The sequence below is a fragment of the Acinetobacter sp. M5A5_2a genome, assembly GCF_053345265.1.
The window spans coordinates 292,758-318,347 of record NZ_JBKEZV010000008.1; the positions used below are offsets into that span (position 1 = coordinate 292,758).

Sequence of the window (25,590 nt, forward strand, 5' to 3'; positions counted from 1 at the left end):
GCTATGCAAAAGATTCTTCAAGATTTTTCAATTCCAGCCGTATTTGCTGGCTTTATCACTTTTTTAATAGGTATTAGTGTTTCGGCCATTTTAGTGATTCAAGCGGCTCAAGCTTTAGGTGCTTCACCCGAGCAAATCACCTCATGGTTTTGGGCTTTAGGCTTAGGTATTGGTTTATCAGGATTCATACTTTCTTGGAAATTTAAATATCCTGTAGCAACGGCATGGTCAACTGCTGGCCTCGCTTTAATTATGGCAACAGGCAGTGGCTATAGCTTAAGTGAAGCGATTGGTGCTTTTTTAGTGGGTGGTTTACTGACTGCTATTTTAGGCTTTTCAGGTATATTTCAAAAAGCACTTTCATATATTCCTCAAAGCTTAACCAGTGCAATGCTTGCAGGTGTTTTACTCAAATTTGGTATTTCCCTGTTCGCCAGTTTGCAGAATGATTGGGAATTCGTTTTATCTTTACTGGTCATTTATATAATTACAAAAAGATTATGGCCCCGCTATAGCATTGTATTCACAGCACTTGCGGGTATTGCCCTGTGCCCTGTCTTTTTAGAATTTCATATGCCTACACTTCAGTGGTCTTTGGCTAAACCTATTTGGATTAGTCCAGAATTTAGCTGGTCAGCACTTTTGGGCTTAGCTCTACCACTTTTTGTGATTAGCATGGCTTCGCAATATTTACCTGGAATTGCCATGATTAAGAGTTATGGCTATAAACCGCATGTTAATCAACTGATTGGCTGGACAGGTTTAACCCAAGTTGTGCTTGCACCTTTTGGATGTTATAGCGTAAATATTGCTGCGATTAGTGCGGCTGTAAGCTTAGATGACCAAGTTCATCCTGACCCAAGTAAACGATATATTGCAGGTATGAGCTGTGGTTTTTTCTACATTTTAATGGGCCTGTTTGCCGCAACATTGACAAGCTTACTCATGTCTTTTCCACATATCTTTATTGTAGCTTTAGCTGGCATTGCATTATTTGGTACGATTAGCCACAACATTGCAATCGCATTTGCTCAGGTTGAAGATCGTGAAGCTGCATTATTTACCTTTTTATGTAGTGCTTCGGGCATTCAATTTTTCGGTATCGGATCAGCCTTTTGGGGACTTATTGTAGGTGTTGTTGTATATTTTATTTTAAAACTTAAAGTCAAAAAAAGTTAATAAAAAAGCGTTCATAGTCCCTATTTTCAATGCTATGAACGCTTTTTCGTCTTATTTATTATAGCTCTCTCACTACAACTGACTTCGCCATTTTGTCATGCCAGCCTTGTTTTTTAGCATCAAATGCGACCCAAAAAAGACCAATACCAAATACTAAAATTGATGGAATGTAGCCAATGTATCGAATAATACTCTGCATGACCGTTAGCTTATTGCCTGTTTTTTCATCTAAAACTTTTAATCGCATCAATCGTTTACCTGGAGTACCTGCAAAATACAGCCAACATAAAATTGAATACAATAAAGGAAATACATAGTTCACGATTAAATCAAACCCATAATTTTGTGGTTTCGCACTTAAGCCTGTGGCAAAGACTAAGTCATAATCCCCCTGATAAAAAATCCATGCCGCAGGAATAATTGCCAAAAAAAGAATAAGAGTATCAATAATCATTGCACCAAATCTTAACCAGAACCCTGCATACTCATACTTATAAGTCATGCTCACCTCGCTTTGTTATTGTTTAATAGCTACAAACGCCTTTACAATTTTACTTTTATCCTAAATGAAACTTTTTTATTTTTAAATACTTAAATAAATTTAAAATTTTCTACTTTTATATTTTATTGTAATAATTTCGATCAAAAAACGTTATTACACTAATATTCACCATAAAAACTAATTTAATCTTTTTAGAACTGAAATTTTTCGTTTCAGCTCTATTGAAACAGTTTTATAGATAATTAAAAATATAAATACATATTATATTTATCTCCAGAATAAAATATCTAATTTAAATTCTGTTTTTAATAATAATGCTGCAAATAATAGAGCTAATCCAATAAAAATTAAAAAAACAATTAAACTGACTAATCCATAAACAATAGCTACACTACCTAATATAGTTAAAACATAAAATATAATTACACTGAGTGTTGGCATCTCGATTTATTCCACTACTTAAAAATAAAAGCAATTTATTCTATCGAGTTTATAAACGATTGCTGTTTTCAAATGTTGGTTACACTATTAATTTGTTTCATCATACAATAATCATGTTATTAAACTTATTTAGTGTTACTTTACTTTAATAAGCAGTGATGTATTTCACATAAATTTTATTTGATTTCAAAGTAATGCTTTTCAGTCACAAGTTTGATTTTTAAATTTTTATATAACCGCTCTTTTGAATTTTCTAGTGAAGGGACAACTTTTTCTGCAAATTTATCTTCGGTCATCAGTCTGGCATACGTTTTATAACCAACGACTAATTTTTCTGGTTCTTTACCTGTTTGACGAAACTCTTCAATGAGTTTATTGATTTTCTTTGCTGTTAAATCAGCCATCTTCATCACTCCCCCTTAGTTTACTATTTTGTTATACGTTTTCTATATGACAGAAATATGAACGGTAATTTTTTGTAATTTTCATGTAAATATTATCAATTATTCAGCAATAGCTCTTAAATTCCATCACAATCAATATGAGAATAAACATAAGTTAATGATTTAAAATAATTTTATTTAATTTTCCTTTCCTTTAGTTGAATAGATGTTTACCGAGAATGAAATATGTTAATCTTTAATTAATAAATGCTTCATACATATAACAACTGTAAATAAGAGGAATAACATTATGAATTACCAACATATTATTGTACCTGTCGATGGTTCTGAAATTTCTTTAGCAGCAGCAAGACAAGCAGCTCATATTGCAAAGGCATTTGGGAGTAAATTGACCGCTATTAGCTTAGTTGCGGTAGATCCTTTTAGCGGCGTAGATTTTTATTACATCTCACCTGTTGTAAAAGATTATTTTGTTGAAGCACGTGCCAATGCAGAAAAAACTCTCGCAAAAGTAAAAGCTTTATGCGCTGAAGAAGGTATTGATGCCGAAACTCAGATTATCCAAGGTGAAATTTCTTCAGATGGTATCTTAAAAGCTGTAGAAGGCTTAGGTTCCGATTTGATTGTAATTGGTTCTCATGGTCGCAAAGGCTTCCAAAAACTTATTTTGGGTAGTTTTGCTCAAGATGTTTTAAACAGTACCAAAATTCAGGTATTGGTTGTAAAAGAATAAACTTTTTTAGATGCAAAAAAACCCAATCCAATGATTGGGTTTTTTAATAAAATAGATTGTATAAATTTTACACTAAGCAAAAACCCAGATAGAATAGTTTCTTATTCTTTCAATTTCGTGAGTCACGCCAATGAAGTAAGTCTTTTTTCTCATCATTTTTTCTTTTTTTGATGTGCAAAATAGACTATTTTTTTTGTGATTTAACGTCTCTGCTTAAAACTGCTTTTTCCTATTTTGTACATCCTGTATTTATGAGGTTTTTATGACTCAGCAGGCATGTGTAATATCACAGCTGACTTTAGAGCTTTCATCTAAAGTCATGTTTAAACAACTAAATTTTAGCCTTGAATCGAATCAGGTGTCTGCCTTAATTGGCCGTAATGGTCAAGGTAAATCTTTGCTTATGCAAATGTTAAATCAGACGCTTAAAGCAGATTCAATTCTTACATCTGGACAAATATCTTGGCATGTAAAACATGCTTATTTACCTCAACTACATCGGTTAACGGGACTGACCATAGCTGAAGCATTAGGTATCTTAGACATTTATCAAGCTTTTAAAAGAGTTGAGCAAGGTGTTGCCAACTTCGATGATTATGATTTACTGGAAGGCAAATGGGATTTACATACCTTATGGAATACTCTCTTAGAATCCGCTCATTTGCCCACTGATTTAGACTTTCCAGTTAAAAACTTAAGTGAAGGTCAAAAAACCAAGTTGGCCTTAAGCTGTTTATTTTTAAAATCAGATCACTACTTACTTCTTGATGAACCTAGCAATCATTTAGATCAAGAATCTAGAAAATGGTTAATTGATCATTTGAAAAGACACCCATCAGGTGCACTGATCATTAGTCATGACCGAACTTTGTTAAATGAGGTAGACCATATCTATCACTTAAATGAACATGGCCTACATCACACAACCGGAAACTATGAGAAATTTGATGAGCAATATCAAACTCATGTTGCAGCTTTAGAGCAATCTGTTCAACAAAGCCAACGCGATGTTAAGCATATGAAGCAAAAGCAACATGATGTATTAATGAAAGCTCAGAAACGTGAACGTGCTGGCAAAAAATTAAGAGAGTCAAATTCTCAAGCCAAAATTTTGCTCGACTTTAAAAAGGAACAAGCGGGCCAAAGTATTGCGGCTATACAGTCTCAGCACCAACGACAAATTACAAATAGTCAAAATGACTTAAAAGACAAAAAAATGCATCTTGAAACCGTCAAACCACAACAGTTTGTCTTCCCTACCTTTCAAAAGAAATCTGGAGAAATTCTTCGGATTAAGAAACTCAAACTGAACTATGGGACTCAACAACCAATAGATTTAGCTGTACATGTAGCCGAAAAAATCCACATAACGGGTCAAAATGGTATTGGAAAGTCAACGCTGCTTAAAGCAATCAATGCACAAAAGAATCAGTCCTTTGACAGCATTCAATTATTTGTAGAGTGCTTTTATCTCGATCAAAACTTTAGCTTTTTATGTGATGAAATGTCTGTTATTGAGAATTTAACTCACATGAATAATGAGCTTTCAGAATTGGAATGGAGAAATTTATTAGGCCAACTTCGAATTCGCGGTGATAAAGGTATCCAACTATTGTCTCAGCTAAGTGGTGGTGAAAAACTAAAAGTAGCTTTATTGGCCCTTAGCCAGATAGAACCTACACCTAGACTTCTGTTATTAGATGAACCCGAAAATCATTTAGATATTGAATCGAGAGAATTATTAGCTAGTGCTATTCAGAGTTATGAAGGTGCTGTATTACTAGTTTCACATGATCAAATGTTTGTTGAAAGTTGTGGCATTTACGAGTCATTTTCTTTAATCGAGTAGTGACTATCTCTATCATTTTCAAATTTACTAGCTCTCATATGAAAGCTAGTAAATTTTATAAAATATTATTTTTTTACTTTATTTAATAATTCGACATCTAGACTATATTTCACAGTTTTATTTTTACGAGCACTATTACGCATTTGATAAACTTGAATAATATAATCTCCATCAACTGGCAAAGTAAGTTCTCCTTTCGACCCTATAGTTGAGCCAATTAATAATGCATTATCTTTACCTGGTTTTTTACCTGGTGCAAAAATATTGACATAGGCTAAATTACCAAGACTATTAATATTAAATTTTAATACTTGTCCATTCTTTGCATAAACCCTGTACCTTACATCATCATAGCCCTGAAATTTTCCAGTTAATGTGGTATGTGTTGAACCTTGTAAAAAATTAACTTTTTGCTCAATATTTTTAGCTAAAACAGTGAAGGATGTAGTTGAAATCAGTGTAGATAATAATAAAGTTTTAATGATTTTTTTCAATTTTTAATCCTCAAAATATTTTAAATTATTATATTAAAAATAATTTTTATAAAATTTTACTTTATGTATGATTTTGATGAGTAGTAGTTACTTTTTATAATTAGTAACAAATAGGATATCTCAAAGTTTCAGTTTTACTTTCTCTTTGAGATACTCCATTTAAATAATTAAAATTTTAGAACCGATAGCCTACCCCTAAATAGGTAATCAGTGGATCAATATCAACTTTTGTTGTTGCGTGTATTAAGCGAGTTCCCGTGTTTTGATTAACTACATCAATTTGGGCTTTATTACTCAACTTTGCATAAGATACGGAAGCAACCGTATACCATGAATCATTAAAATCATAAGTAAAGCCAGCAGTAAAAATAGGAGCTATCGCATCATCGGCATCAACATTAACAACCATTTTTCCACTCGATTCTTTGCGGTCTAAAGCTGCTCCTGCTTTACCATCTAACACATTCTGAATCATATGGCCTGCGGAGACTAAATCAGAACGAATCCCATCATTGAGTTTAATATCATTAAAATGGGCATACATTAAACCAGCCCCAATATAGGGTCTAAATTTATTTACCCCACTTTTACCAAACTGATATTGTGCTTCTATGGTTGGCGTCCATGCTCGAATAGATGCAGCTTTAGATTTATTTCCTAGGTTAGTAATTGGAATCGCTTGACCCAAGGTAATCCCATTAGGAAAAAGATATTTCACCAAGTCATTAGGAGACATTGCGACTCCGCTTAATGGCGCTAGGATTTCTCCTTTTCCTTTAATATCTACTTTAGGTGGAATTCCGCCAATAAATTGTAAAGACACATGATCATTAAGATAATAGTTAAACGTTAAACCCAACGTGTCTGCATCATCGACCTCAAGACCTGCATCATTTTGTTGCCAGTTTTCTATTCCATGGATCGTCGCAGTACCAGAAACTTCGGGTTTAATATTACCGTTGGCATCAAGAATAATCTCTCGCATGTACTCATCTTTTAAAGCTAACTCTAGAAACTCCTTTTGATTAAAGACTTCTCCTCCTAAGTCTATTTCAGTGGCATTCGGATCAACCGAATTTAAAAAGCTTGTTGTTGAAATAGTACCGACTTTAGCAGCAGTTCCATTTTTAACAGCTGTATTAATATTAAATGGATTAGCTTTACCCTGTGGCATTATATGTATCCAACCAGCAGAGACAGAGAATCTTTTAAATTCCTGCGCATAACTCATGCTTGTGATTACAGATAATGAACTCAATATTGCTATTTTTATTACTCTTTTTTTCATTTTTATTCCATCCTAGAAATATATTGCTGATTTTGCAATATATGTATGGAATATAGACAAGCTGCCGTTTTTATCAATCGGTATATTTTTTAAACAGAATTAATTTAGACAAACCCATCAATTTATCTCATTAATTACATGAAATAGTTATCTAATTTTTCTGACAGATGGTAACACTATGCAAATTTATAATTTAACGATTGGTAAAATAATTCAAAAGTAAAAATAGTCTAATTTTAATACTCGTCCGCTTTTCTGATTGAACCAATTAGATAGAAATGAGGCCGAAATTTAACTCCACGCCTCACCCCACAATAATAAAAAGTTATCGTCTTTCAAAAGAAAACTCCTAAAAATAGGAGTTTTCTTTTTTGTTTACTTTGAGCAGTTTTTATACAAATGATCTAGTTTTATTTAACACGCTCAATCTTAAAAACCTCAATATCGGTAGGCTTAACTCTATGTGTGTCCACCTCTCCCACAACACGGACTTTATCTCCGGCTTTTAGTTGTAAAGGTTTCCATAAGTCATCATCTATATCAATTACAATTGATCCAGTTGCATCTTTAAACTCAAAATGATCACCAGCAATATGCTTTACGATGGTGCCAGTTAACGTAACACCAGACTCATCAGCCAAGGTTTTTGCTTTAGACACCGTGACTACATTTTTTGTCGCTTCTTTTAATAAGGCAGCATCTGGTTTAGCCAATACCGCATTACTACCCAATAAAGCCAACCCAGTGAGTGTTGCTAAGAATATTTTTTTCATTACGATGACCTACTTTTAATGTTCTTAGTTATATAAACAAATTATTTTAAAGTTATAGATTTAGCTTTTGTGGTTTTTTGTATCTTATAAGAGAGTTTCTTTAATCATGTCATGTAAAAACACCAAATAATTTGCGGCAAAAATTTAAGAAGATTCCATAGGGTCTTCCAGAAACGCTAACAATTATAAGAATAGAACTGACAGCCGTAACTACCTGCACTAAAGTTACTCCATTAAAAGCAAGTATTAAAATATATAGTGGTATTTGGAACGTTAAATTAGCGAGTGTATCTAGCAAAAAGCTTTGTACAGCTGTTTTATGTTTTCCCCATATTTTTTTAAAAATCCAATCGCGATAAAACCCATATGGTCGACCAATCACTAGAGAAATAGGTATTGCGGTAGCACGTATTTTAAATGTTTGTTCAAGTGTAAGACCCGTAATTACAAGCTCAACAAAAGTACCTATGGCTAGCGAAAATAGAACCATCGCAAATGTATCTGCAAAGAATTTCTTTAAGTTTTCTCTTCCAACAAGCATTTTCTAGCCTATAGCTTTATCGTTAATTTACTTAAGAAAACGCTTTCCTTAAGTAAATTAAACTCAGCATTAAAATATCAATTAATGGTTAAGCAACAAGTTGTCCTAAATTCGATAAAATATTTATGGCTTCCGTTTCATCCTCTGTTTGCCCAACAATCATTCGGTCATATGAAATTCCACCAATCTCAATATAAATTTTCGGATGTGGAAGTTGAGGGATATAAACTTTTAGTGGTTGATAAAGAGCTAGAAGATAACCAAATGAATCATAAGGATAATGATCATTTTTTAATGTCTTCTTTATCACCATGTAAGTGTTCAAAATATCTAGAATAAAACCATATTCATTTTCAGAATGAAATTTAGCGTCCATACCCACCTCCTTGATTAATTAATATTTTTATAATCAAATTTAAAGGTTAAATTTCTGATCTGATGGCATTTGAACCAATTTACTTTAAATATAGAGTTATATTTAAAATGATTGGTGTTGGATTTAAATATATTTAAAACCTAGCATATTAGTCAACATATTTTGAACAGCGCCATTAAAAATAAATATTGTGAGTTACAAATCACACTTTAGAGTAAAAATAAAAAGATATAAAAAAGCCCATCTTACGACGGGCCTAAGCATTCATCTAGATTATGAATCTTTGTCCATTGAATGAGGAGTTGTCGTTTTATCTTGCTGTTTTGTATCGTTTTCACCTTGGCAAGCGCTCACACTTAAAGAAATAATCGCAGCCAAACCTAAGGTAGCCATAATTTTTGTCATACTTCGCCTCATGAATTGTTCAGATAGTGAGTTAATAAATACTTTTTATTAGTTTTACGATCAGCATAGGTTTCTAGGCTTTTTTGTAGAGTTAGCGCAAAAATGTAAAGCTCTTTAGTTTTACATTTAAATATCAACTTAAGATTTGACCATTAAACGTTAACTGAGTGTCTGAGCGTTTTAATGAGTAATTCGTATAAATGATCTACAGCCTTCGACTCTAACGATGACCTACTCCGATAAACCGCAGCCTCCATCGGCTCTAAAGGTCCGAGGCCATGATCTGCACCTAATATGGTTAAATGCTCAGGAGCGCTACACTGTGTGAACACGGCGATTGCTAAACCGCTTTCAACTGCTGCAATTTGGCCCGCTAAACTTGAACTGTTGTAGACCACACGATAACGGCGCCCTTGTAATGCTAAAGAATGAATAGCGCTCTTTTTGGCTTGGCTCGTACTTTCGTAAACTGCAATTGGAAGTGGGTCTTCTCGCCAAAGTTCAAACTGTGGAGACCCTACCCACACCATCGGTTCATGGAATAAGAGTGTTCCTTGACGAGTGTTGTCTCTCGATATTAATGCCAAATCTATATCACCACTTTCTACCCGCGGAATTAAAGATGTAGATTGCTCACAGATCAACTCGATTTCAACCCCTCCATAACGCGGTGCAAAACGCTTGAGTACGGGTGTTAAATATTTAGCAGCATAATCATCGGGTACTCCAAGGCGTATACGGCCCTTCAACTCATCTCCATGAAATGCCATTTGTGCTTCTGCATGTAAATCGAGAATACGGCGCGCATAACCTAAAAGTAGTTGTCCTTGAGAGGTTAATTCAATTTGTCGGTGCGTTCGTATTAAAAGTTGGCAATGTAGAGCTTCTTCTAGTTTTTTCAATTGCATACTAACAGCAGATTGTGAACGATAAAGCTCAGGTGCTGCATTTGACAATGAGCCAGTATCTACTACTGTGACAAAACACTTCAGCCAATCAATTTGTAGGTTTTTTAAAGTCATTACAATTTATCTATTCGATTTTCAAATAGTATATAAAAGAATTATGCGCTTTTCTTTACATATTCTCTCTCCCATACTGAAATCATAATAAGTTCAAAGCGATTTATTTGTCCTATTCACAATTTTAACCAAGATCAGTACATGATTAATGACTGAACAACACATTAATAACTGCATTTACTAACAATTTTATCACTTCGTATTTCTTAGGTATTACACACTAGGAGGAGGTTTTATGCGCCTAAATAAACAGATGCTTGCATCACAAAGTGCAACATCCGCTTTTGTTTTACTCTGGGGTAGTGCCGCAATTTTTACTCGATGGGGGTTAGATAATGCCTCGCCCATAGCATTATTAATTCTGCGTTTTTCAACTGCTTTGATTGTTCTGTTCGTACTTGCTCTTTTTAGAAAAAGACTTTTACCCAAACATGGAACTCGAAAACAAGTTTTGCTCACTGGGCTACTTATTATTGCAGGTTATTCAATTTGCTATTTTAAAGCCATGGCCCATGGAGTCACTCCTGGCTTAATGGCAACAATTATGGGAATACAGCCCATACTCACGCTTTGCCTTCTGGAAAAGAACTGGCAAAAAGAAAGACTGTTAGGATTATGCATCTCTTTAGCGGGGCTCATACTTTTAGTCTGGAAAAGCCTGACAATGTCTTTTATTGCTCCAATTGGTGTGCTGTTTGCCTTGGCTGCCCTCATCTGTATAACTTTTGGGGCTATCATGCAAAAGAACATTCAACAAGCTCCGACTGATGTCTTACCGCTACAATATGTAATCAGTCTTATCGTCTGCTTATTTATAGTTCCCTTTGAACATTTTGAAATAACGTGGAATTCACAACTGATTATTTCAGTCCTATTTCTTGGAATTTTAATTTCTGTAGTTGCTCAGCTTTTACTTTACCGACTTCTAAGTCAGGGCAATATTGTAAATGTGACAAGCCTGTTCTATCTGGTTCCTATCGTGACTGCACTTTTAGATTTTCTAATTTTAAAAAATAAGTTACCACTAGCAGGTTTAATTGGGATGATTGCAATTTTGCTAGGCTTAATGCTCGTATTTAAAAAGAAATAATTCTCAAAGATTTTAGGGTAAACCCTCGATTGAGGGTCTTATTTTTAAATACAAACTTAGACCAATTTTTTCCAGTTAGTGCCGATTTGAGCTAATGCGGGTAATTCATCACTATTAAAAACATTAAAATTTTGGTCAATCGCAAATCGGTAGATAGGTATAGAATCAGCTTCAGTTTTCTTAAAGAAACTGAAGTTTTCAATAAGATGATAATTGCCAGCTTCTGTAGATTTTATTGCTGTTCCTGACGGTATATGAATATAACTTTCACACACTACTTCAACGTTCTTTCCATCAAGATCCTGATATGAAAATTTCATACTTCAATCCTTTTTAAATTTTTATGATTGAGAAAAACTTAACATGCTATTTGATTCGATTATGGAAACTTTTTTCAACTAATTGTTTAAGTGTGTATATTTGGTTAAAACTAGAATATTTTTTAAAGATAAAAAAGCTAATCAAATATTAAGCACCTTTCAAACACTTTAGTTAAGTCTATTGAAAGACTATATGAATAATTAAGAAGTTATCAAATAACTGTCATAAGTTTTCTTCTTTCTTGCTTCAATTTCAGATATACTGCACTTAGTATGAGATGAGCCTTATATAGTTCATTGCTAGATCAATGAACGACTAAGCCCTTCGCTTTCGAGCAAGGGCTTTTTTAATGCCTATAATTTGGGAAAATTATGCCTATATGAACTGTTCGGTCGACCATTGGTTTGCCTTTATAGAGCAGGTCTGTTAGATTGGTCTTGTTCATCAACTCCTATTGTCGATGAATACTGAAGCCTGATTCGTAGCATCAGGCTTTTTTACGCCTAAAACTTGTATAAATGATCCTGTCAAAATGATGACATACGATCTCGGCGCAAGCTGAAACAAAGTAAATAAAACTATAAAATAAACTGCACTATCTTACTTTTAGCCAAGAGCCAACTTCTTTTAGCATCTCAACTAAACCGTTTAATTTCTTACCATCTTCAGTCAATGAGTACTCAACTTTAACAGGAACTTCCGCAAAAACTTCCCTGTTAATAAAACCTTCTTCTTCAAGAAAACGTAACTCCAAAGTTAACATTCTTTGAGAAATATTAGGAATTGCTCGTCTTAACTCATTAAAACGCATAGGTCTTTCGATGAGAAATGAAATAATTAATATTCTCCAGCGACCACCCAATACTGTCATTGCTTCTTCTACAGAACAGCCAGAAATATTATCTTTCATTGTCTAATTAGGTATAAAAAATATACCTATATAACAAAATAGTGCCTAATTTACAATCTATACCTAGTGATGAATAATAGTTTTTTATCACCAAATGACTGGCCTATATGATGGAATATAAAGAAGTTGCTAAAAAAACGATTAATCATTTGTACTCAGCACACGCATCTATACGAACCTCCGGCATTGATCCTCAAATAGTTGCTTTAGCTGAGTTGTATGTGTCACAAATCAACGGCTGTGCTTACTGCTGCGCTTCTCATGCTCAAGAATTAAGAGATATGGGAGTAAGCCAAGAAGTCATTGATAAAATTCCGGGCTATAAACACTCAAATGTCTTTTCAAATAAGCAGCTTCTTGCTCTTGAACTTGCGGAGGCAGTCACTTTTTTATCTGAAAAAATTGAAACTGTAAAAGCTCATTTAGCTGAATATTTTAGTGAAAGAGAGATTGTAGAGTTAACGACTAGCATTTCGCTTATGGGAGCATTAAACCGGCTCAGAATCACTTTAGGTGATAAAAGTTAATTTATTCAGCTGCTATATGAAAAAGCCCTGACCATTCGAGGCTTTTTCATGACTTTTTAACCAAGTGTAATAAGAAATTGAGACAACTACTTTAATGATAAAAACAATTTCTTTTCCATTGCACGGCGATTAACCAGCCCTTTCAAACGCTTACCGCCTGCATTTACCCAGACATCAAACTGGTTTGCTGCTTCTTTGTAATCACCTGAATTTAACTTTTTGAGTAAGGTCGAATGTTTAAAGGCACCTACCCCAATGTTATACGTTAGAGAGACTAGTGCATCAAATTGATTCTGTTTTAAAGGCACTTTTACAGAACTATTTACTGCACGCTCAAATATCTTTAAATCGTGCTGCATATAGGTTTTAGCTTGTTCAAGAGAGCATCGGTCTCCTTCACTTACACGCTTACCATTAGGATATCTCGTCGTGCCATATCCAATAGTCCAGACGCCTGTACCGTCATCATATGCACTGAGTTTTAACCCCTCAAAATTACAGATTTGGTTTACACCATCCACACTAAGAGACATCTCATCAACAGCAATACCTGTCAATTCATCGCCATGATCAGTTGCCGTAGCAATGAGGTGATCCTCTGTTGCATCTTGCTGAGGCTTGGCAGTAAAAATTTTGCGGAGATAATCCAATATTTTTTGCATTTAATGCCCTACTATTTACTTTTTCTCTGTAACCCAAAGCGTAATATATCCTTGAACTACAGGCTGTCCATCCGCTCTATAAGCATTAATTTTTATTTGCATATCTCCCACCTTCCATTTCTCATCAATTGTTGCCACTAACTTAATATCAGAATCTGCCTTAGCGACATAATTTACGCTCATGCCTTTAGGTAGCCATCTTAAATGTTGAGGCACAGATGCTTCAGCTAACACACCCATGACAAATTCCAGCCCATTACATATCGCAATAACGTGTACCGTCCCGATATGATTTTCGATTGACTTATTTTTTTTGATCGAGGCTTCACACACATCTACATCTAATTTTTGGATAATTGGATTTACAGTCTGAAAATATGGAGCAACTCGACTAACGACTTTTGACAATAGCGTTAATCCGCCTGGTACATTTTTCAAAGTCCTAAAAGCAATCAAAACATCATTGACAGGTGGAACTGCTTTATTTTTGATTTTGTTGGTAAATGTAGAAATATAATTACTCATAGTTTTACTTCAATTCGAGAATAAATCATTCAATAAATATATATGTACACATCTCTACACTCATTGCTTAGGTATCAATTTCTTGAGTCATTAATGATAATGATTGAATAACCTCTAGCATATCGTACTGTTCAGATAAAAAAATCAAACCTATTAAAAATGCCCAATATTGGATTGGGCTTTGAGTTATTGTTCGATTTCGATCGGATCCCCATCTTCAGGGCGAATGTGTCGCTCACCATCATCTGCGGGATCTACACTTGAGCCATCTTTTGTAATGCTGTTATATAACTCATCCTCTTTTTTATCATCGATAAATTCTTCATCGGCAAAATCGAGAGGCTCTTCATCATCGTCAAAATTTAAGGGTTTTTCTTCATCAATCATGAGATTCATCCTTTACTTAACTTGTGTCATTCCATGCTTAAATAATTAACGGATACATTCAACACCAAACAATCACCATTTGTGTAACTGACACTTTAAGATACATTTACCCCCTAAAAAGCGGTTAATAAGCTCTTACGAATTAGTTTTTATTATTTTCAAGATGGTTCAAAATACTACTAATTTTTAAAAGTAAGTAACCGAACAGTAGTCCATTAAATATAATGAAGAGACCCACTGTAATCATTTCTTTAGACCAGATTTGAATAATATCTAGATTATCATTTCTTGTTTCAACTTGCCCATATGACAAAATAAAGGCAATTCCTGCAACAATTCCAAATAAAATTACGCTCCACGCTACAACTGAAGTTGCCTTACTTTCTTTAACAGATTTCTTTGCTTCATTCATACTTTGTCTTTGAACATATTTATGGATTCACATATTTTTTATAATAATTTAATACCCTTTTAAAGTTTTGTTTATGTTATGTTTTGATAGCAATGTAACTAATTTATATACTTTGTTTACCAATAAATAAAATGTCTTATTTGTTCTCTAGAATAAAATATTTCTTTTTTTATTTTAAAGAAAACCTTCATAGCAATTAAACTAACTATTTTAGATTTTTCATGAAACTAGAGAGCAAATTTAATATACCTTAACAATTTTAAATTCGCCCCTAATGATTAAGAAGAACTCATTTATTTCGCCTGAAATTTCATATTGAATTTTCTTGCTTGTTTTCTTACTTCTGGGTTGGAAGGCAAAGCAAATGGACTTGCACGCCAGATCGCTTTTTCAATACTTGTTTTAAATTTTTGTTCTTCTTTATCTAAAAAGATGATTTGCTCGATTTCCCCGCTATCACTTAAAAATACTTTAACGCTTGCACTCATCCCTGTAGAAGACTCTGGAACATCCCATATTTTATAAATTTTCTTTTGATATTGTTTTTTATATTTATCAGCCTCAGAAGTGATTTTATTATCAGTCACTTGAACAGGAGTGGCTTGTTTATGACCAATAGTACACCCAACCAATAAAAATAAGGAAGCAATAATAGTGAAGTTTTTCATTTTAAATACCTTTTCAATAACTAAAATTTAACAGTTTAAAATTTAAAAAACCACCCGAAGGCGATATTAATCATTAATTATTCCTCGTCAGCAAAGGTGGTAAGCTCCCCTTATTCCACCTTTGTTTAAATTAATTTTTTATTTTTCTTTAAAAAGGGACTTCATAACGGATATTCATGTTTGAATTTTCTGGAATATTATAGATATCTTGATCGGTAAAAATTCCGTGTTCAGGTGCTTTAAAACTATTAAAGGCTTTATTTTCTGGAACAATTAGAGGTTTATTTAAGTAATTTTCTTGAGAATTATATGTAGATGAAGCACAGCCAATCAGCCCAAAACCCAATAAAGATATAACTAAAAACGTCTTCATAAATTTCGCCCACTGTTATAAAAACCACGCAATTTAACAAATTGAATCACCATTGTCACACCAACACTGTTTAGCTCAACTTAACAACAAATTTATAAATAAGTATTTTAAAAAATTAGAATCTGTTACGGGACAAATATTAAAATTAGATAATGGACAAACACTCTAAAGTTAAGAATTTTAGATTTTATTTTATATAAAATTCTTTGTGTGAAGCTTTCAATAGAACTTCACACAAATCTGTCGATTCACCCTATTATTGACCAGATGATCAAATCCATTCAAAATTTAATCTTCAAAAAATCAACTTTAATGTTACAATACAGTGATTTACTCAATTTCAATTGGACTTCAAAAGAAATGAATAGATTGTTATTAACTTTTTTATTTTTAAATATTAGTCTTTTTTCTCCCGTAGCTTTTTCTGAAACAAACACATTTCAAATGAAACAAGAATATAATCACCCTAACTTTAATCAGCATAAGAGCATGCTTGCGGTAAACGCGAGTTCTCAAGACCATAAATTTAATGGGCAACCAAAAGAGTTTTCAAATTCTAACACTCCTCCTCATAATGTAGATTTTTTTGAAATTGCAAAACAATATCAAGAAAAGGAGGCTAAGCCGTCCTACTCTACTGATGAAACAGTAAATATGAGTGATCATGAGCGTAGTCTTTACTACATTAGAAATCATGATAATGTGAATATTCAAAGAGAAATTCATGGTCAGCAGTTTAAATCGCTCAAACAACAGCGAGATAAAGGCGTCATTTCCAACGATGTATATAAAGAAAAGGTCTACAAAATCTTAAGCCAACCTTCTTTTAAATAAGTTAAAAGCCCTCGCTAGAGGGCTTTTTGAATATTACTTTGCGGCTTGTGGGGTATTTCTAAAACTAATCGCCATACGGTTATATGCATTCATCAAACTAATAGCTATCGTTAAATCAACCAGTTCTTTTTCATCAAATACAGAATGGGCAAGTTGATAAACATCATCAGGTACTCCGGTTGTAGAGACTTTAGTTACTGACTCAGCCCAAGCTAAAGCAGCTCTCTCCCTTTCATTAAATAGATGACCACCTTCTTGCCAAGCCTGAACTAAAGCTAGTTTTTCAATTGCTACGCCTTTCTTGATTAAATCTCTCGTATGCATGTCCAAACAATATGCACAGTTATTAATTTGCGATATGCGTAGATAAACCAATTCAACTAGCTCTGCTGCCAAACCACTTTGCATTACGTAGCTATAGACACCACCTAGAGCTTTAACACCTGCTGGAGCGACCTGATTATAATCAATACGTTGAACCATAATAGACACCTGTTTACTTTCAATTATTTTACTGGGGTAACTAACCCTTTATCGTCAGTATCTACAACAAATACTGCCAATAGCTTTGCTGGTTTAGTCTTACTTACATTGCGACTAATAGAATGAACTGCTCCTGGCTCTTCAAACCAACTCTGACCTGCCTGATAGATTTTTGGCTTCTCATTATTCACTTTAGACTCAATGCTACCCTCAACCACATAGGCATATATAAAAGATGATTTCGCATGAGTATGAGGAATAGAAGCGCCACCAGGCGGATAATCCACCTCTAAAGCGATAAGAGACTTGCCCGGTATATTAGAAATTGCATGTTGAAAATTAGGCGTAACTTTTTCCACTGGCTCATGTGCCATAGACGGTGTAATACTCGCAAGCATTAGACCTATCCCTAAAAAGAATCTGCTTTTGATTATTTTCATTTCAAATTAAATCTACATAAAGATAGGAAGTTGTTTTTATTTTATAGATCCGTAGTATAAATTCATGAACCAAAAATGCATTAAAAGGCTGTACCACGAATGTCCCAGCGGCTCAAAATTAATTTAGATCGCAAATTAAAGATTCCGTTAGCCGAACAAATACGCCTTGGGATTGAACAAGCCATTATTTCTGGAACGCTACAACTAGGTGATCGTCTACCCTCATGGATCGATTTAGCCAGTCAACTTGGTGTTTCTAGAGGTACCGTAAAAGTTGCATACGAAAGACTTTCCGATGGTCAATTTATCATTGCGTCCAGATCACAAGGTACACGTGTTGCCTACCAAGCAGCTAAGCCACCCTCTATTCAAGATGACTATAAAAATAGTTCGTTTACACAGATGTATTTAGATATGACAACTGTGCAGGGCATTTTTCAATTAGGCGTCCCCTCAAAAGAAATCTTTCCAGCAAAGTTATTTTCAAAAATCAGATCAAAATCTGTTCGCAATGAATCTAGTGGGTGGCCTAGCTATCCAGACGCTCGGGGTGAACATGGTCTTCGTCGAGAAATTGCTGCTTATTTAGCTCTATCAAGGGGCATTCAATGTATTCCTGACCAAGTATTTATCACTTCTGGTTTCTCTGGTGGGCTGGGCCTTACATTACATGTTTTAGGATTAGGAGGAAAAAAGGCATGGGTTGAAGATCCCGGTTTCCCTTTCTCTAAACATGCACTTAAAGTTGGAAGACTGGAAATATGTCCAATTCCCGTTGATAAAGATGGGATAGATGTAGAGTTCGCAATGAAAAATGTACCAGATGCCTCCCTTGCATTAGTCACACCGGGACAGCAAGCACCTTTAGGAATGTCACTTTCTTTGACCAGACGATTAAAGTTACTTGATTGGGCTAACCAGAACGGAAGCTGGATTATTGAAGATGATTATTTAGGAGAATTACAATTAGATGGCCGAGCAGCACCCGCTTTATTTTCATTAGATACTACTGGAAGAGTTATTCACTTAGGAAGCTTTAGCAAAACTATCAGTCCCAAATTACGGATTGGATTTGCGGTTGTACCTTTTCACATGATTAATCACTTTGCAGAAACGACAGCAACTTTAGTACCCGCTCCATCTCCATCTTTACAACTTTCAATTCAAGAGTTTATGCATGAAGGTCATTTTTTAAGACATTTAAGACGAACAAAAAGAACTTATAGTGCTCAGCGTGATGAATTAATTAAGTGTTTAAAACGATTTAATCTGCAAACCTATACTGCTGGCTTATCCGTACTCATTAATTTACCACCCTCATTATCCGATCAAAAAATTGTGAATGAAGCATTAGCTTTCAATCTGGCTCCCTCTCCATTATCACTTTGGTACCAAGACCCTAAAAATGCTGTTTCAGGTTTAATGTTAGGTGTTGCAACCTCACCTTTATCAAAAGTAAATCAGTCATGTGAACAGTTAGTGCAAATCATCGAACAAAATAAAGTTCAGTCATGAAAGAATTTAAAGTTTGGTTGTACAGTAAATACGACTTTTCACACTACTTTTTATTCGTACTCTAATATTATTAATTTCATAACTTTCTTTGGAAAAAATTGGCTTCTAACTTTTAATATTTAAATCAAGTATTTTTACTTTTTACCATAATACTTTTTATACCAAATGGTTTACAATTAAGACTAATATCATTGGTTTTCAAATAGATTTTTTTACCCACTACTAAAAAATCCTTAGTAATCAATTTAAATATAAATAAGCCATTAGCAGAGGAACTAAATGGATTATCACCAAGAGTTAATTGAAAATGGTTTATCAGCTACGCCTTCGCGAGTTGCTATTTTCCGTTTTTTACATGAGAACGATAAGGGAATAACCGCAGAAGAAATATATCTGTTATCCCAAAAGAAAAACCTAAAAATTAGTCTAGCCACTACATATCGTACTTTAGCTGAGCTTGAACATAGAAAATTAATTAAAAGAGTTGTTTTGGGTAAAAGTAATAGAGGAATTTATAGACCAGCCTCTAATAAAATTAGTTTAAATCTTATTAATACTCAAACTGGGAAATCTCATCCTTTCGAATATGATGAAAAAGTAGAAGAACTATTAGAATGTTTATTGAAAAAAATTGATGAAAAAGCATTAAATATTGAAGTAAATATCTATAAGTAGCGTATTAAATAATTTACGCTACTTAATTACTTTTGTTGTTATTTAAACCTCAGCCCACTTACGAATTAAGTTGTGATAAGTATTTGTTAAGTTCAAGACTTCTTTGTGATCATCACCCAGTTGCATACGTAAGTTCTGAATAGTTTGATCTAGGTTAAATAACATATGTCGCTCTGCATCATCACGAATCATGCTCTGTACCCAAAAAAAAGATGCTATACGACAGCCTGAAGTAATAGCTGTCACTTCATGTAGACTGGTAGATGGATACAAAATCATATCACCAGCAGGCAATTTAATTTCGTGGTATCCATACGTATCTTCAACTACCAGTTCTCCCCCCTCATACTCTTCTGGCTCACTTAAAAAAACTGTACAAGACAAGTCTGTTCTTAAACGCTGATTACTACCACGTATGAGACGTATTGAATTATCTACATGAAAACCAAAAGATTCATGATTTTCATAGCGATTGAATAAAGGCGGTATGATATTTAGTGGAATTGCAGCAGATAGAAATAATGGATGTTTACCTAAAGCATCAAGGATGATATTACTCAGTTGATGGGTTAAAGGATGATCTTCAGGCAATTGTTGATTATGTTTTACTGTAGCTGAAAGTGTACCAGCAGTGACTTTTCCATTAACCCATTCTACTTTGGCCATTTCTTGACGGAAAAACTGGACTTGTTCTTTACTAAGTACATTAGGAATATGGTGAATCACGGCGATACCTTTAAAATAGCTTTAATTAATAAAATAGCCTCAAATTGAGGCTATTTTAGATTACTTTTTTAGACTAATAAATTTTTAAACTTATTAGTATTTGAAGTTAACTGATAATACTGCACTACGTCCTTCTGCTTCAGTTGCATAGTGTGAAGCATACGCTTTAGTAAAGTAACGCTTATCAGAAAGGTTATTTAAGTTAAGTTGCAAATTAACATTCTTGTTAACGTCATAACGAGCCATTGCATCATATCGAACATATGATGGAACCCATTTTGTATTAGCTGCATCACCATATACTTTGTCAGCATAGAAAGCGCCAGCACCAACAGTAACTTGTGGCAATACTTTATATGTAGTCCATAAAGTTGCTGAGTTTTTAGGTACGTTTGGAAGTTGCTTGCCTTTAGCTGCATTTTCAGGAGTACATACACCAGCACGGCTACAACTTGGCCCTGGATCAGTATTTTCACTATCTAAGTAGGTGTAACCTGCGCTCATAGCCCATTTATCAGTGATATTACCATTTGCTGAAAGTTCAATACCGTCAACTTTACTATCACCGCCATTCGTATAAGTACTTGAGTCTACTTGAATACGTGTATTTTGTTTCTCTGTACGGAAAATGGCAGCAGTCAAATTAAGTTTTTCGTTTAAAACATTCCACTTCGTACCAAGTTCAATAGTTTGGCTTTCTTCTGGTTTAAGGTCCATATAAGCTTGACCAATTGACTCAGAACCGTCACCACCATCTACACCTACAGGGTTCGCAGATGTTGCATAACTCGCATAGATACTACCGTTTTCGGTAGGCTTAAAGGTGATGCCAGCATTGTAAGTAACAAAATCTTTATTACTTTCAATTTTTGCTCCAGTCGCATTTGTTACTTGCTCTGTATCAAACTTATCCCAACGAACACCTAGATCCAATAGCCATTGAGGATTAAATTCAATATTATCTAATAGGTAAACCCCAGTAGTTTTAGTTGTAGTTGTAGTTGTTGCTTTATTTGCGATACGGTCCCCTAACCACACATCTTTAGAATTAGGGTTAGTTAATGAAGTACACCAAGCATCGTTTATAGCACAATCACTATTAAAACCACCTGTTGTAGAACCCGCATACCCTGGGTATGTAGTTGAATAACTACCTTTATCTGACTCTTGATCACTATATTCTGCGCCAGCATTGAAACTATGCTTGATAGCTCCAGTATTAAACTTACCTCTTAAAGATAACTGATCGGTAAAAATATCAGTGTCTGTAATTCGAGAGTTAATACGACGCCAAACTTTGCCGTTTGCTACATTACCTTTTGAATCATCTGGTTGAGTCCAAAGGTAATCATTTTTTGATTTGCTGTAGAGTAAGGTGTTACTAAGCGTAAGATTTTCATTTAAATCATGTTCTACTTTAAAAGTACCAATATGATTTTCTTGTTTTTGGAAATCACGGCCTTTTAAACCATAGTAAATACCTTGTTTAACATCAACAGGTTTACCAACAGTAGCCTTCTTAGTCGTATCGTAATTATATGGAACACCTGAATCCGGAGTATCATCAGATCTTAAGTAGTAATAACTTAAAGTTGCACGTGTTGGCGTATCCAATCCAAATGTAATGCTAGGCGCGATACCTACACGCTTGTATTCAGCACCATCACTTTGACCAGCTTTTTCATTTTTGTGCCCCATTAGGACAACGCGAGCAGCCGTACCATTACCAAAGTCTTTATTACCATCTAAGGTGATACGTTGGTAGTTATCAGTACCTGCTTGAACAGAACCCTCTAAAGAGTCACCTTTTTTAGCCACTTTAGAAATCATGTTGATGCTACCACCAACAGAACCTGCACCACCCATAGAAGAAGCAGAACCTTTCGTCACTTCAACTTGCTCAATAGAAAACATTTCACGGTTTTGTGATGATGAGTTACGAATACCATCAACATACATTGAACTTTCTGAGTTGTAACCACGAATAAACGGGCGATCTCCATTCGGGTTACCGCCTTCACCTGCACCTAAGGTAATGCCTGGTACAGTACGAAGTGCATCACTCAATGTATTTACTTTCGTATCTTCAATAAGTTGTTTTGAAATTACTGAAACTGATTTTGGAGTATTTAACAGAGGTGCTACGAATTTAGAATTAGCAGATTGATCAACTTTAAGGCTCTGTACAACTTCTGCGTCTGCTTGAACATGAATTAATGGAAGTGGTACAGAATTTTCCTGAGCAGCCATTGCTGTTGTAGCTACAATTGATAATGAAGAGGCTATTGCTGATTTAGCAATCTTCTTGCGAGACTTAATAAATTCCATATGTATTTTGTGTGTTCATGTAAATATTAGCGCGAATAATAATGATTATTGATTAATAAAACAATAATTTAATATAAAAATCCTATAACAAATATTCAATAAAAATTAATAATTCTTTGATTTCCATTAAAAATATTTATTAAATTATTTTCCTTTTCACACAAATAGCGTTTAAACTCAACTTATTACTGTTTTATCAATACCAAGATGACAACAATCCACTTCTGAGTACCCTAATACTTTTATACTTATAGTGTCTTTAAACAGAAGTTGTACATTGCTCTACATAAGAAAACAGCATTCTATTAACGTTCATTGTCTAGCTAAAACTTTATTGTTTATACCTAAATTATAGTCAGCACTTTGAAATTACTATCAAATCTAATTCTTTAGAAATTGTTTAAAACTCTGAGAAAAAACATAAACCCTTTTATAAAATTTTGTTACTTTTTCGCTATAATGATTATAATTATCGTTTAGAATTTCGATACATAAACATGGAACGGTAGGCTATCGCTACTTAAAAGAAGAAAGCTCTGAGTTTGCCGGACGTACTGCATCTTATGCAGCAGATTCATCAGCTCCAGATTTTGCTCCACGTAGTAGTAGCGAAGGTGGCACCAAAGCGCATGCGGTATATATCGACAACCGTATGGAACTGGGTCGTTGGACGATTACACCAGGCGTTCGTTTCGAATCAATTGAAACCCATAATAACTTCACAGGTTATAACAAAGGACAACCTAATACTGTTTATCCAAAATTGATTCAGACGAATTTTTGCCAAGTTTATCTGTGATGTACTCGGCAAATGAAAATTGGAATATATTTGCAAACGCTGGTGTATCTTTTGGTCCACAGCAATACAGCCAATTAGCACGTCTTGAAGGAACAACCGCAACGGCTACAACCGAAGGTTTACATCCAGAGAAGTCTAATAACTATGAAATTGGAACCAAATATTTAGGTAACGGTTTAAATGCCGAATTTACCGTGTTCTATCTAGACTTTGATAAAGAGCTTTCATTAGTACGTGATGCTGGCAATAACGGAATCTGGACAGATTTAGGTGCAACCAGCCATAAGGGTGTCGAAACAGGTATTAGCTATGATTTTGGTCAATTAACAGATACGTTAGAAGGCTTAAAAGTATATGGAAACTATACTTTTACCAAAGCAGTAGCTGAAGCAGGTCAATTTAAAGATAAAGACCTACCGTTTTACTCGCGTCATGTTGGTAACGTCGGTCTAGGTTATACACTTGATAAATGGGCTTTAAATGCTGATATGTTTGCGCAGTCTAAGCAGCATTCCCCAGATCTGCCAGATAGTAATGTCTATCAAACAGAAGAAACTGCTGATGGTAAATATGGAGATATTTCAGGTTATACCACTTTTGCGGTCCGTACCTCTTATGACTTAAGTTCACAAGTTAAAGGTTTAAAAATCGCTGGTGGCATTAAGAACGTCTTTGATAAGCAATATTTTACCCGCTCAACTGACTCTACAGGTGGTAAGTATGTAGGGCAACCACGTACTTTCTATCTACAAACATCTTTTGACTTTTAAAGCTAAATCAAATTGAACAAAAAGCCCTCTTCTGAGGGCTTTTCTAAAGGCATTAAACACTCGAGTATTAATCAACCTAAACGAGCATCGACATAAAATATTCTAATAACTTATCTCTTTCATCGATCTTATTTGCACTTAAAAGCTGAACCATCGCGCCATCAATCACAAATAAAAACATGTAAGCATCTTCAACTGTGGCTGTAACTTTTACGGTTAAAAGTAGCTTATAAATTTCGTTAATGAACCAATTTCGGTAGTCAATGACGAGTTTATAGGCTGCTGGATAAAGCTTTTCAATTTCAAAAATCGCTTTAAATGGCAACCGATAAAAGCCATCTAAGTTCGCATGTAAGAAGTAGATTTTCTTTAACTTATCGAAAACCATAAGTTCTTGGTACGAATGAATAATAGAAAACACCTCATGTTTTAATGCATCTTTTTGAAAAGTCAGCGACATCTCAACAAGTTTTTCTTTAGAGTGAAAGTAATTATAAAAGGTGGCTTTTGGAATTTTGGCTTCACTAATAATTCGGTCGATACCAATGTAAAACCCATGTTGATTAAATAAATCTTTTGCCGCGTGGAGCACTTGTAGTGCTCTAAATAAAGCTTCTAAATTTGGCATAGATATACCGTTTAAAATAATTTTTTGTTGTATATAAAAGAGATAGAAATGCCGTCACTCTTAAAATGAGCGCTAAAAACAGGCATGTGAAAACGACACAAAAGTGGTGTGTTCGCCTATCTCAGGTTTTATTGTTGCTATGATTTTTTAGTCGTAATGATCTAAAGGTGTAGAAAACCTAGAGTCGATTAAACCGTTTTAAAAACTGTTTAAATGGTATGAATAGAGAGAATTTGGCAAAGGCCAAGAAATAAGAAGAATTAGTACGCATAGCGGACTCCTAGATGAAATAGAAGTTCTACCAGATCACTGCTAAATGATTATGGTGGCAGAACGAAGAAGGGTTAGCAGACCAGTCATCTAGGAACCGGCACGCCCGAAGGCGTCCCTCCTCCGTCCTACCGCTACGAAGGGAGACGAACGAGTTCGACACCAAAAAATTGCTTTTTTGATGTCCTAGATGAAAACGGTCTGCTAAAACCGACTGGCAATGTGGCCAGCAGGCAAAGA

Annotated in this window: 31 protein-coding genes and 2 pseudogenes; 9 read left to right on the forward strand and 24 right to left on the reverse strand. The window is 34.4% G+C overall.

Translation table 11 applies throughout. The features are described from left to right. Nucleotides 1-3: 3 nt before the first annotated feature. The gene (locus ACLBWE_RS11920) at nt 4-1,179 is read left to right on the forward strand and encodes a benzoate/H(+) symporter BenE family transporter (RefSeq protein WP_447603061.1); all 1,176 of its coding nucleotides are present in this window, start codon (nt 4-6) and stop codon (nt 1,177-1,179) included. Nucleotides 1,180-1,237: 58 nt separating this feature from the next. On the opposite strand, the gene ACLBWE_RS11925 is transcribed toward ACLBWE_RS11920, so the two are convergent. The 3 genes from ACLBWE_RS11925 to ACLBWE_RS11935 form a co-directional block, all read right to left on the reverse strand. Continuing rightward, nucleotides 1,238-1,681, reverse strand: coding sequence for an RDD family protein (locus ACLBWE_RS11925; protein WP_092706924.1), 444 nt, complete (start codon nt 1,679-1,681; stop codon nt 1,238-1,240). Between the two features lie 267 nt (nt 1,682-1,948). Further along, nucleotides 1,949-2,122: a hypothetical protein gene (locus tag ACLBWE_RS11930; RefSeq protein WP_045430822.1), complete on the reverse strand. Its 174-nt coding sequence runs from the start codon at nt 2,120-2,122 to the stop codon at nt 1,949-1,951. A 176-nt stretch (nt 2,123-2,298) separates the two neighbouring features. Beyond that, nucleotides 2,299-2,526 (reverse strand): hypothetical protein, encoded by a 228-nt coding sequence (locus ACLBWE_RS11935; RefSeq protein ID WP_003652322.1) that lies wholly within the window; start codon nt 2,524-2,526, stop codon nt 2,299-2,301. Between the two features lie 289 nt (nt 2,527-2,815). Here ACLBWE_RS11935 and ACLBWE_RS11940 point away from each other — a divergent pair, with 289 nt between their 5' ends. Together ACLBWE_RS11940 and ACLBWE_RS11945 are read left to right on the forward strand one after the other, a co-directional pair. Further along, a complete protein-coding gene (locus tag ACLBWE_RS11940; RefSeq protein WP_004643207.1) occupies nt 2,816-3,259 on the forward strand; it encodes a universal stress protein in 444 nt (147 codons plus the stop codon). Nucleotides 3,260-3,521: 262 nt separating this feature from the next. Beyond that, nucleotides 3,522-5,108, forward strand: coding sequence for an ATP-binding cassette domain-containing protein (locus ACLBWE_RS11945; protein WP_447603065.1), 1,587 nt, complete (start codon nt 3,522-3,524; stop codon nt 5,106-5,108). A 65-nt stretch (nt 5,109-5,173) separates the two neighbouring features. Here ACLBWE_RS11945 and ACLBWE_RS11950 read toward each other — a convergent pair whose 3' ends face one another. The 8 genes and pseudogenes from ACLBWE_RS11950 to ACLBWE_RS11985 form a co-directional block, all read right to left on the reverse strand. Beyond that, nucleotides 5,174-5,602, reverse strand: coding sequence for a DNA breaking-rejoining protein (locus tag ACLBWE_RS11950; RefSeq protein WP_151745572.1), 429 nt, complete (start codon nt 5,600-5,602; stop codon nt 5,174-5,176). Nucleotides 5,603-5,635: 33 nt separating this feature from the next. Further along, nucleotides 5,636-5,722: pseudogene (locus tag ACLBWE_RS11955) on the reverse strand (hypothetical protein); the annotation flags it as partial. Nucleotides 5,723-5,777: 55 nt separating this feature from the next. Then, nucleotides 5,778-6,890 carry an OmpW/AlkL family protein gene (locus ACLBWE_RS11960; RefSeq protein WP_045430812.1) on the reverse strand — a complete coding sequence of 371 codons (1,113 nt, stop codon included), beginning with the start codon at nt 6,888-6,890 and terminating at the stop codon, nt 5,778-5,780. A gap of 410 nt (nt 6,891-7,300) precedes the next feature. Beyond that, nucleotides 7,301-7,663 carry a NirD/YgiW/YdeI family stress tolerance protein gene (locus tag ACLBWE_RS11965; RefSeq protein ID WP_205468996.1) on the reverse strand — a complete coding sequence of 121 codons (363 nt, stop codon included), beginning with the start codon at nt 7,661-7,663 and terminating at the stop codon, nt 7,301-7,303. A gap of 109 nt (nt 7,664-7,772) precedes the next feature. Continuing rightward, nucleotides 7,773-8,204, reverse strand: coding sequence for an L-alanine exporter AlaE (gene alaE, locus ACLBWE_RS11970; RefSeq protein ID WP_447603068.1), 432 nt, complete (start codon nt 8,202-8,204; stop codon nt 7,773-7,775). 88 nt (nt 8,205-8,292) lie between these two features. Then, nucleotides 8,293-8,580: a hypothetical protein gene (locus tag ACLBWE_RS11975; RefSeq protein WP_004643212.1), complete on the reverse strand. Its 288-nt coding sequence runs from the start codon at nt 8,578-8,580 to the stop codon at nt 8,293-8,295. Nucleotides 8,581-8,853: 273 nt separating this feature from the next. After that, entirely contained in the window at nt 8,854-8,985 is a 132-nt protein-coding gene (locus ACLBWE_RS11980) for a hypothetical protein (protein WP_004643213.1), read from the reverse strand. A 152-nt stretch (nt 8,986-9,137) separates the two neighbouring features. After that, nucleotides 9,138-10,007: a LysR family transcriptional regulator gene (locus tag ACLBWE_RS11985; RefSeq protein WP_017388154.1), complete on the reverse strand. Its 870-nt coding sequence runs from the start codon at nt 10,005-10,007 to the stop codon at nt 9,138-9,140. A gap of 235 nt (nt 10,008-10,242) precedes the next feature. Between ACLBWE_RS11985 and ACLBWE_RS11990 the strand changes: the two genes are divergently transcribed. Further along, entirely contained in the window at nt 10,243-11,097 is an 855-nt protein-coding gene (locus tag ACLBWE_RS11990; protein WP_447603071.1) for a DMT family transporter, read from the forward strand. A gap of 56 nt (nt 11,098-11,153) precedes the next feature. Here ACLBWE_RS11990 and ACLBWE_RS11995 read toward each other — a convergent pair whose 3' ends face one another. After that, nucleotides 11,154-11,417, reverse strand: a complete 264-nt coding sequence (locus ACLBWE_RS11995; protein WP_447603073.1) for a hypothetical protein — start codon at nt 11,415-11,417, stop codon at nt 11,154-11,156. Nucleotides 11,418-12,013: 596 nt separating this feature from the next. Then, the gene (locus tag ACLBWE_RS12000) at nt 12,014-12,328 is read right to left on the reverse strand and encodes a winged helix-turn-helix transcriptional regulator (RefSeq protein WP_447603075.1); all 315 of its coding nucleotides are present in this window, start codon (nt 12,326-12,328) and stop codon (nt 12,014-12,016) included. Between the two features lie 110 nt (nt 12,329-12,438). Here ACLBWE_RS12000 and ACLBWE_RS12005 point away from each other — a divergent pair, with 110 nt between their 5' ends. Continuing rightward, nucleotides 12,439-12,855 (forward strand): carboxymuconolactone decarboxylase family protein, encoded by a 417-nt coding sequence (locus ACLBWE_RS12005; RefSeq protein ID WP_447603123.1) that lies wholly within the window; start codon nt 12,439-12,441, stop codon nt 12,853-12,855. A gap of 86 nt (nt 12,856-12,941) precedes the next feature. Here the strand turns inward: ACLBWE_RS12005 and ACLBWE_RS12010 are convergent, their stop codons facing one another. From ACLBWE_RS12010 to ACLBWE_RS12035, 6 genes are all read right to left on the reverse strand, one after another. Then, nucleotides 12,942-13,517: a lysozyme gene (locus ACLBWE_RS12010; RefSeq protein WP_447603077.1), complete on the reverse strand. Its 576-nt coding sequence runs from the start codon at nt 13,515-13,517 to the stop codon at nt 12,942-12,944. Between the two features lie 15 nt (nt 13,518-13,532). After that, nucleotides 13,533-14,042: a hotdog fold domain-containing protein gene (locus ACLBWE_RS12015; protein ID WP_447603079.1), complete on the reverse strand. Its 510-nt coding sequence runs from the start codon at nt 14,040-14,042 to the stop codon at nt 13,533-13,535. Between the two features lie 186 nt (nt 14,043-14,228). Next, entirely contained in the window at nt 14,229-14,429 is a 201-nt protein-coding gene (locus ACLBWE_RS12020) for a hypothetical protein (RefSeq protein ID WP_003652344.1), read from the reverse strand. Between the two features lie 142 nt (nt 14,430-14,571). After that, entirely contained in the window at nt 14,572-14,841 is a 270-nt protein-coding gene (locus ACLBWE_RS12025) for a hypothetical protein (RefSeq protein ID WP_447603081.1), read from the reverse strand. Between the two features lie 293 nt (nt 14,842-15,134). Continuing rightward, entirely contained in the window at nt 15,135-15,509 is a 375-nt protein-coding gene (locus tag ACLBWE_RS12030) for a TonB C-terminal domain-containing protein (protein ID WP_447603083.1), read from the reverse strand. A 148-nt stretch (nt 15,510-15,657) separates the two neighbouring features. Continuing rightward, the gene (locus tag ACLBWE_RS12035) at nt 15,658-15,882 is read right to left on the reverse strand and encodes a hypothetical protein (protein WP_447603085.1); all 225 of its coding nucleotides are present in this window, start codon (nt 15,880-15,882) and stop codon (nt 15,658-15,660) included. A 312-nt stretch (nt 15,883-16,194) separates the two neighbouring features. On the opposite strand from ACLBWE_RS12035, the gene ACLBWE_RS12040 reads away from it, so the two are divergent. Further along, nucleotides 16,195-16,716, forward strand: a complete 522-nt coding sequence (locus ACLBWE_RS12040; RefSeq protein WP_348948321.1) for a hypothetical protein — start codon at nt 16,195-16,197, stop codon at nt 16,714-16,716. A gap of 33 nt (nt 16,717-16,749) precedes the next feature. Here ACLBWE_RS12040 and ACLBWE_RS12045 read toward each other — a convergent pair whose 3' ends face one another. Beyond that, a complete protein-coding gene (locus tag ACLBWE_RS12045) occupies nt 16,750-17,199 on the reverse strand; it encodes a carboxymuconolactone decarboxylase family protein (RefSeq protein ID WP_017388144.1) in 450 nt (149 codons plus the stop codon). A 23-nt stretch (nt 17,200-17,222) separates the two neighbouring features. Further along, nucleotides 17,223-17,597, reverse strand: a complete 375-nt coding sequence (locus ACLBWE_RS12050) for a cupin domain-containing protein (RefSeq protein ID WP_447603088.1) — start codon at nt 17,595-17,597, stop codon at nt 17,223-17,225. Nucleotides 17,598-17,738: 141 nt separating this feature from the next. Here ACLBWE_RS12050 and pdxR point away from each other — a divergent pair, with 141 nt between their 5' ends. Together pdxR and ACLBWE_RS12060 are read left to right on the forward strand one after the other, a co-directional pair. Then, nucleotides 17,739-19,154, forward strand: a complete 1,416-nt coding sequence (gene pdxR / locus ACLBWE_RS12055) for a MocR-like pyridoxine biosynthesis transcription factor PdxR (protein ID WP_447603090.1) — start codon at nt 17,739-17,741, stop codon at nt 19,152-19,154. A 279-nt stretch (nt 19,155-19,433) separates the two neighbouring features. Beyond that, nucleotides 19,434-19,829: a Fur family transcriptional regulator gene (locus ACLBWE_RS12060; RefSeq protein ID WP_045430754.1), complete on the forward strand. Its 396-nt coding sequence runs from the start codon at nt 19,434-19,436 to the stop codon at nt 19,827-19,829. Between the two features lie 42 nt (nt 19,830-19,871). Here ACLBWE_RS12060 and ACLBWE_RS12065 read toward each other — a convergent pair whose 3' ends face one another. Both ACLBWE_RS12065 and ACLBWE_RS12070 read right to left on the reverse strand, forming a co-directional pair. Further along, nucleotides 19,872-20,555 carry a Fe2+-dependent dioxygenase gene (locus ACLBWE_RS12065; RefSeq protein ID WP_092706883.1) on the reverse strand — a complete coding sequence of 228 codons (684 nt, stop codon included), beginning with the start codon at nt 20,553-20,555 and terminating at the stop codon, nt 19,872-19,874. 93 nt (nt 20,556-20,648) lie between these two features. Next, a complete protein-coding gene (locus ACLBWE_RS12070; RefSeq protein ID WP_447603092.1) occupies nt 20,649-22,883 on the reverse strand; it encodes a TonB-dependent receptor in 2,235 nt (744 codons plus the stop codon). Nucleotides 22,884-23,385: 502 nt separating this feature from the next. Between ACLBWE_RS12070 and ACLBWE_RS12075 the strand changes: the two are divergent. Then, a pseudogene (locus ACLBWE_RS12075) lies at nt 23,386-24,452 on the forward strand (TonB-dependent receptor family protein); the annotation flags it as partial. Between the two features lie 76 nt (nt 24,453-24,528). Here the strand turns inward: ACLBWE_RS12075 and ACLBWE_RS12080 are convergent. Continuing rightward, nucleotides 24,529-25,080, reverse strand: coding sequence for a TetR/AcrR family transcriptional regulator (locus ACLBWE_RS12080; RefSeq protein WP_447603094.1), 552 nt, complete (start codon nt 25,078-25,080; stop codon nt 24,529-24,531). Nucleotides 25,081-25,590: the final 510 nt, after the last annotated feature.

What these genes read in the sequence shown, in the direction of transcription:
- ACLBWE_RS12040 (WP_348948321.1), top strand. Translation starts at nt 16,195, where the DNA reads ATGTTACAATACAGTGATTTACTCAATTTCAATTGGACTTCAAAAGAA.
- ACLBWE_RS11940 (WP_004643207.1), top strand. Translation starts at nt 2,816, where the DNA reads ATGAATTACCAACATATTATTGTACCTGTCGATGGTTCTGAAATTTCT.
- ACLBWE_RS12045 (WP_017388144.1), bottom strand. Translation starts at nt 17,199, where the DNA reads ATGGTTCAACGTATTGATTATAATCAGGTCGCTCCAGCAGGTGTTAAA.
- ACLBWE_RS12000 (WP_447603075.1), bottom strand. Translation starts at nt 12,328, where the DNA reads ATGAAAGATAATATTTCTGGCTGTTCTGTAGAAGAAGCAATGACAGTA.
- ACLBWE_RS11995 (WP_447603073.1), bottom strand. Translation starts at nt 11,417, where the DNA reads ATGAAATTTTCATATCAGGATCTTGATGGAAAGAACGTTGAAGTAGTG.
- ACLBWE_RS11930 (WP_045430822.1), bottom strand. Translation starts at nt 2,122, where the DNA reads ATGCCAACACTCAGTGTAATTATATTTTATGTTTTAACTATATTAGGT.
- ACLBWE_RS11945 (WP_447603065.1), top strand. Translation starts at nt 3,522, where the DNA reads ATGACTCAGCAGGCATGTGTAATATCACAGCTGACTTTAGAGCTTTCA.
- alaE (WP_447603068.1), bottom strand. Translation starts at nt 8,204, where the DNA reads ATGCTTGTTGGAAGAGAAAACTTAAAGAAATTCTTTGCAGATACATTT.
- ACLBWE_RS11975 (WP_004643212.1), bottom strand. Translation starts at nt 8,580, where the DNA reads ATGGACGCTAAATTTCATTCTGAAAATGAATATGGTTTTATTCTAGAT.
- ACLBWE_RS12060 (WP_045430754.1), top strand. Translation starts at nt 19,434, where the DNA reads ATGGATTATCACCAAGAGTTAATTGAAAATGGTTTATCAGCTACGCCT.
- ACLBWE_RS11920 (WP_447603061.1), top strand. Translation starts at nt 4, where the DNA reads ATGCAAAAGATTCTTCAAGATTTTTCAATTCCAGCCGTATTTGCTGGC.
- ACLBWE_RS12005 (WP_447603123.1), top strand. Translation starts at nt 12,439, where the DNA reads ATGGAATATAAAGAAGTTGCTAAAAAAACGATTAATCATTTGTACTCA.
- ACLBWE_RS12030 (WP_447603083.1), bottom strand. Translation starts at nt 15,509, where the DNA reads ATGAAAAACTTCACTATTATTGCTTCCTTATTTTTATTGGTTGGGTGT.
- ACLBWE_RS12020 (WP_003652344.1), bottom strand. Translation starts at nt 14,429, where the DNA reads ATGATTGATGAAGAAAAACCCTTAAATTTTGACGATGATGAAGAGCCT.
- ACLBWE_RS11985 (WP_017388154.1), bottom strand. Translation starts at nt 10,007, where the DNA reads ATGACTTTAAAAAACCTACAAATTGATTGGCTGAAGTGTTTTGTCACA.
- ACLBWE_RS12010 (WP_447603077.1), bottom strand. Translation starts at nt 13,517, where the DNA reads ATGCAAAAAATATTGGATTATCTCCGCAAAATTTTTACTGCCAAGCCT.
- ACLBWE_RS11980 (WP_004643213.1), bottom strand. Translation starts at nt 8,985, where the DNA reads ATGACAAAAATTATGGCTACCTTAGGTTTGGCTGCGATTATTTCTTTA.
- ACLBWE_RS12025 (WP_447603081.1), bottom strand. Translation starts at nt 14,841, where the DNA reads ATGAATGAAGCAAAGAAATCTGTTAAAGAAAGTAAGGCAACTTCAGTT.
- ACLBWE_RS12070 (WP_447603092.1), bottom strand. Translation starts at nt 22,883, where the DNA reads ATGGAATTTATTAAGTCTCGCAAGAAGATTGCTAAATCAGCAATAGCC.
- ACLBWE_RS11935 (WP_003652322.1), bottom strand. Translation starts at nt 2,526, where the DNA reads ATGGCTGATTTAACAGCAAAGAAAATCAATAAACTCATTGAAGAGTTT.
- ACLBWE_RS11925 (WP_092706924.1), bottom strand. Translation starts at nt 1,681, where the DNA reads ATGACTTATAAGTATGAGTATGCAGGGTTCTGGTTAAGATTTGGTGCA.
- ACLBWE_RS12080 (WP_447603094.1), bottom strand. Translation starts at nt 25,080, where the DNA reads ATGCCAAATTTAGAAGCTTTATTTAGAGCACTACAAGTGCTCCACGCG.
- ACLBWE_RS11965 (WP_205468996.1), bottom strand. Translation starts at nt 7,663, where the DNA reads ATGAAAAAAATATTCTTAGCAACACTCACTGGGTTGGCTTTATTGGGT.
- ACLBWE_RS12015 (WP_447603079.1), bottom strand. Translation starts at nt 14,042, where the DNA reads ATGAGTAATTATATTTCTACATTTACCAACAAAATCAAAAATAAAGCA.
- ACLBWE_RS11960 (WP_045430812.1), bottom strand. Translation starts at nt 6,890, where the DNA reads ATGAAAAAAAGAGTAATAAAAATAGCAATATTGAGTTCATTATCTGTA.
- pdxR (WP_447603090.1), top strand. Translation starts at nt 17,739, where the DNA reads ATGTCCCAGCGGCTCAAAATTAATTTAGATCGCAAATTAAAGATTCCG.
- ACLBWE_RS12050 (WP_447603088.1), bottom strand. Translation starts at nt 17,597, where the DNA reads ATGCTTGCGAGTATTACACCGTCTATGGCACATGAGCCAGTGGAAAAA.
- ACLBWE_RS12035 (WP_447603085.1), bottom strand. Translation starts at nt 15,882, where the DNA reads ATGAAGACGTTTTTAGTTATATCTTTATTGGGTTTTGGGCTGATTGGC.
- ACLBWE_RS11990 (WP_447603071.1), top strand. Translation starts at nt 10,243, where the DNA reads ATGCGCCTAAATAAACAGATGCTTGCATCACAAAGTGCAACATCCGCT.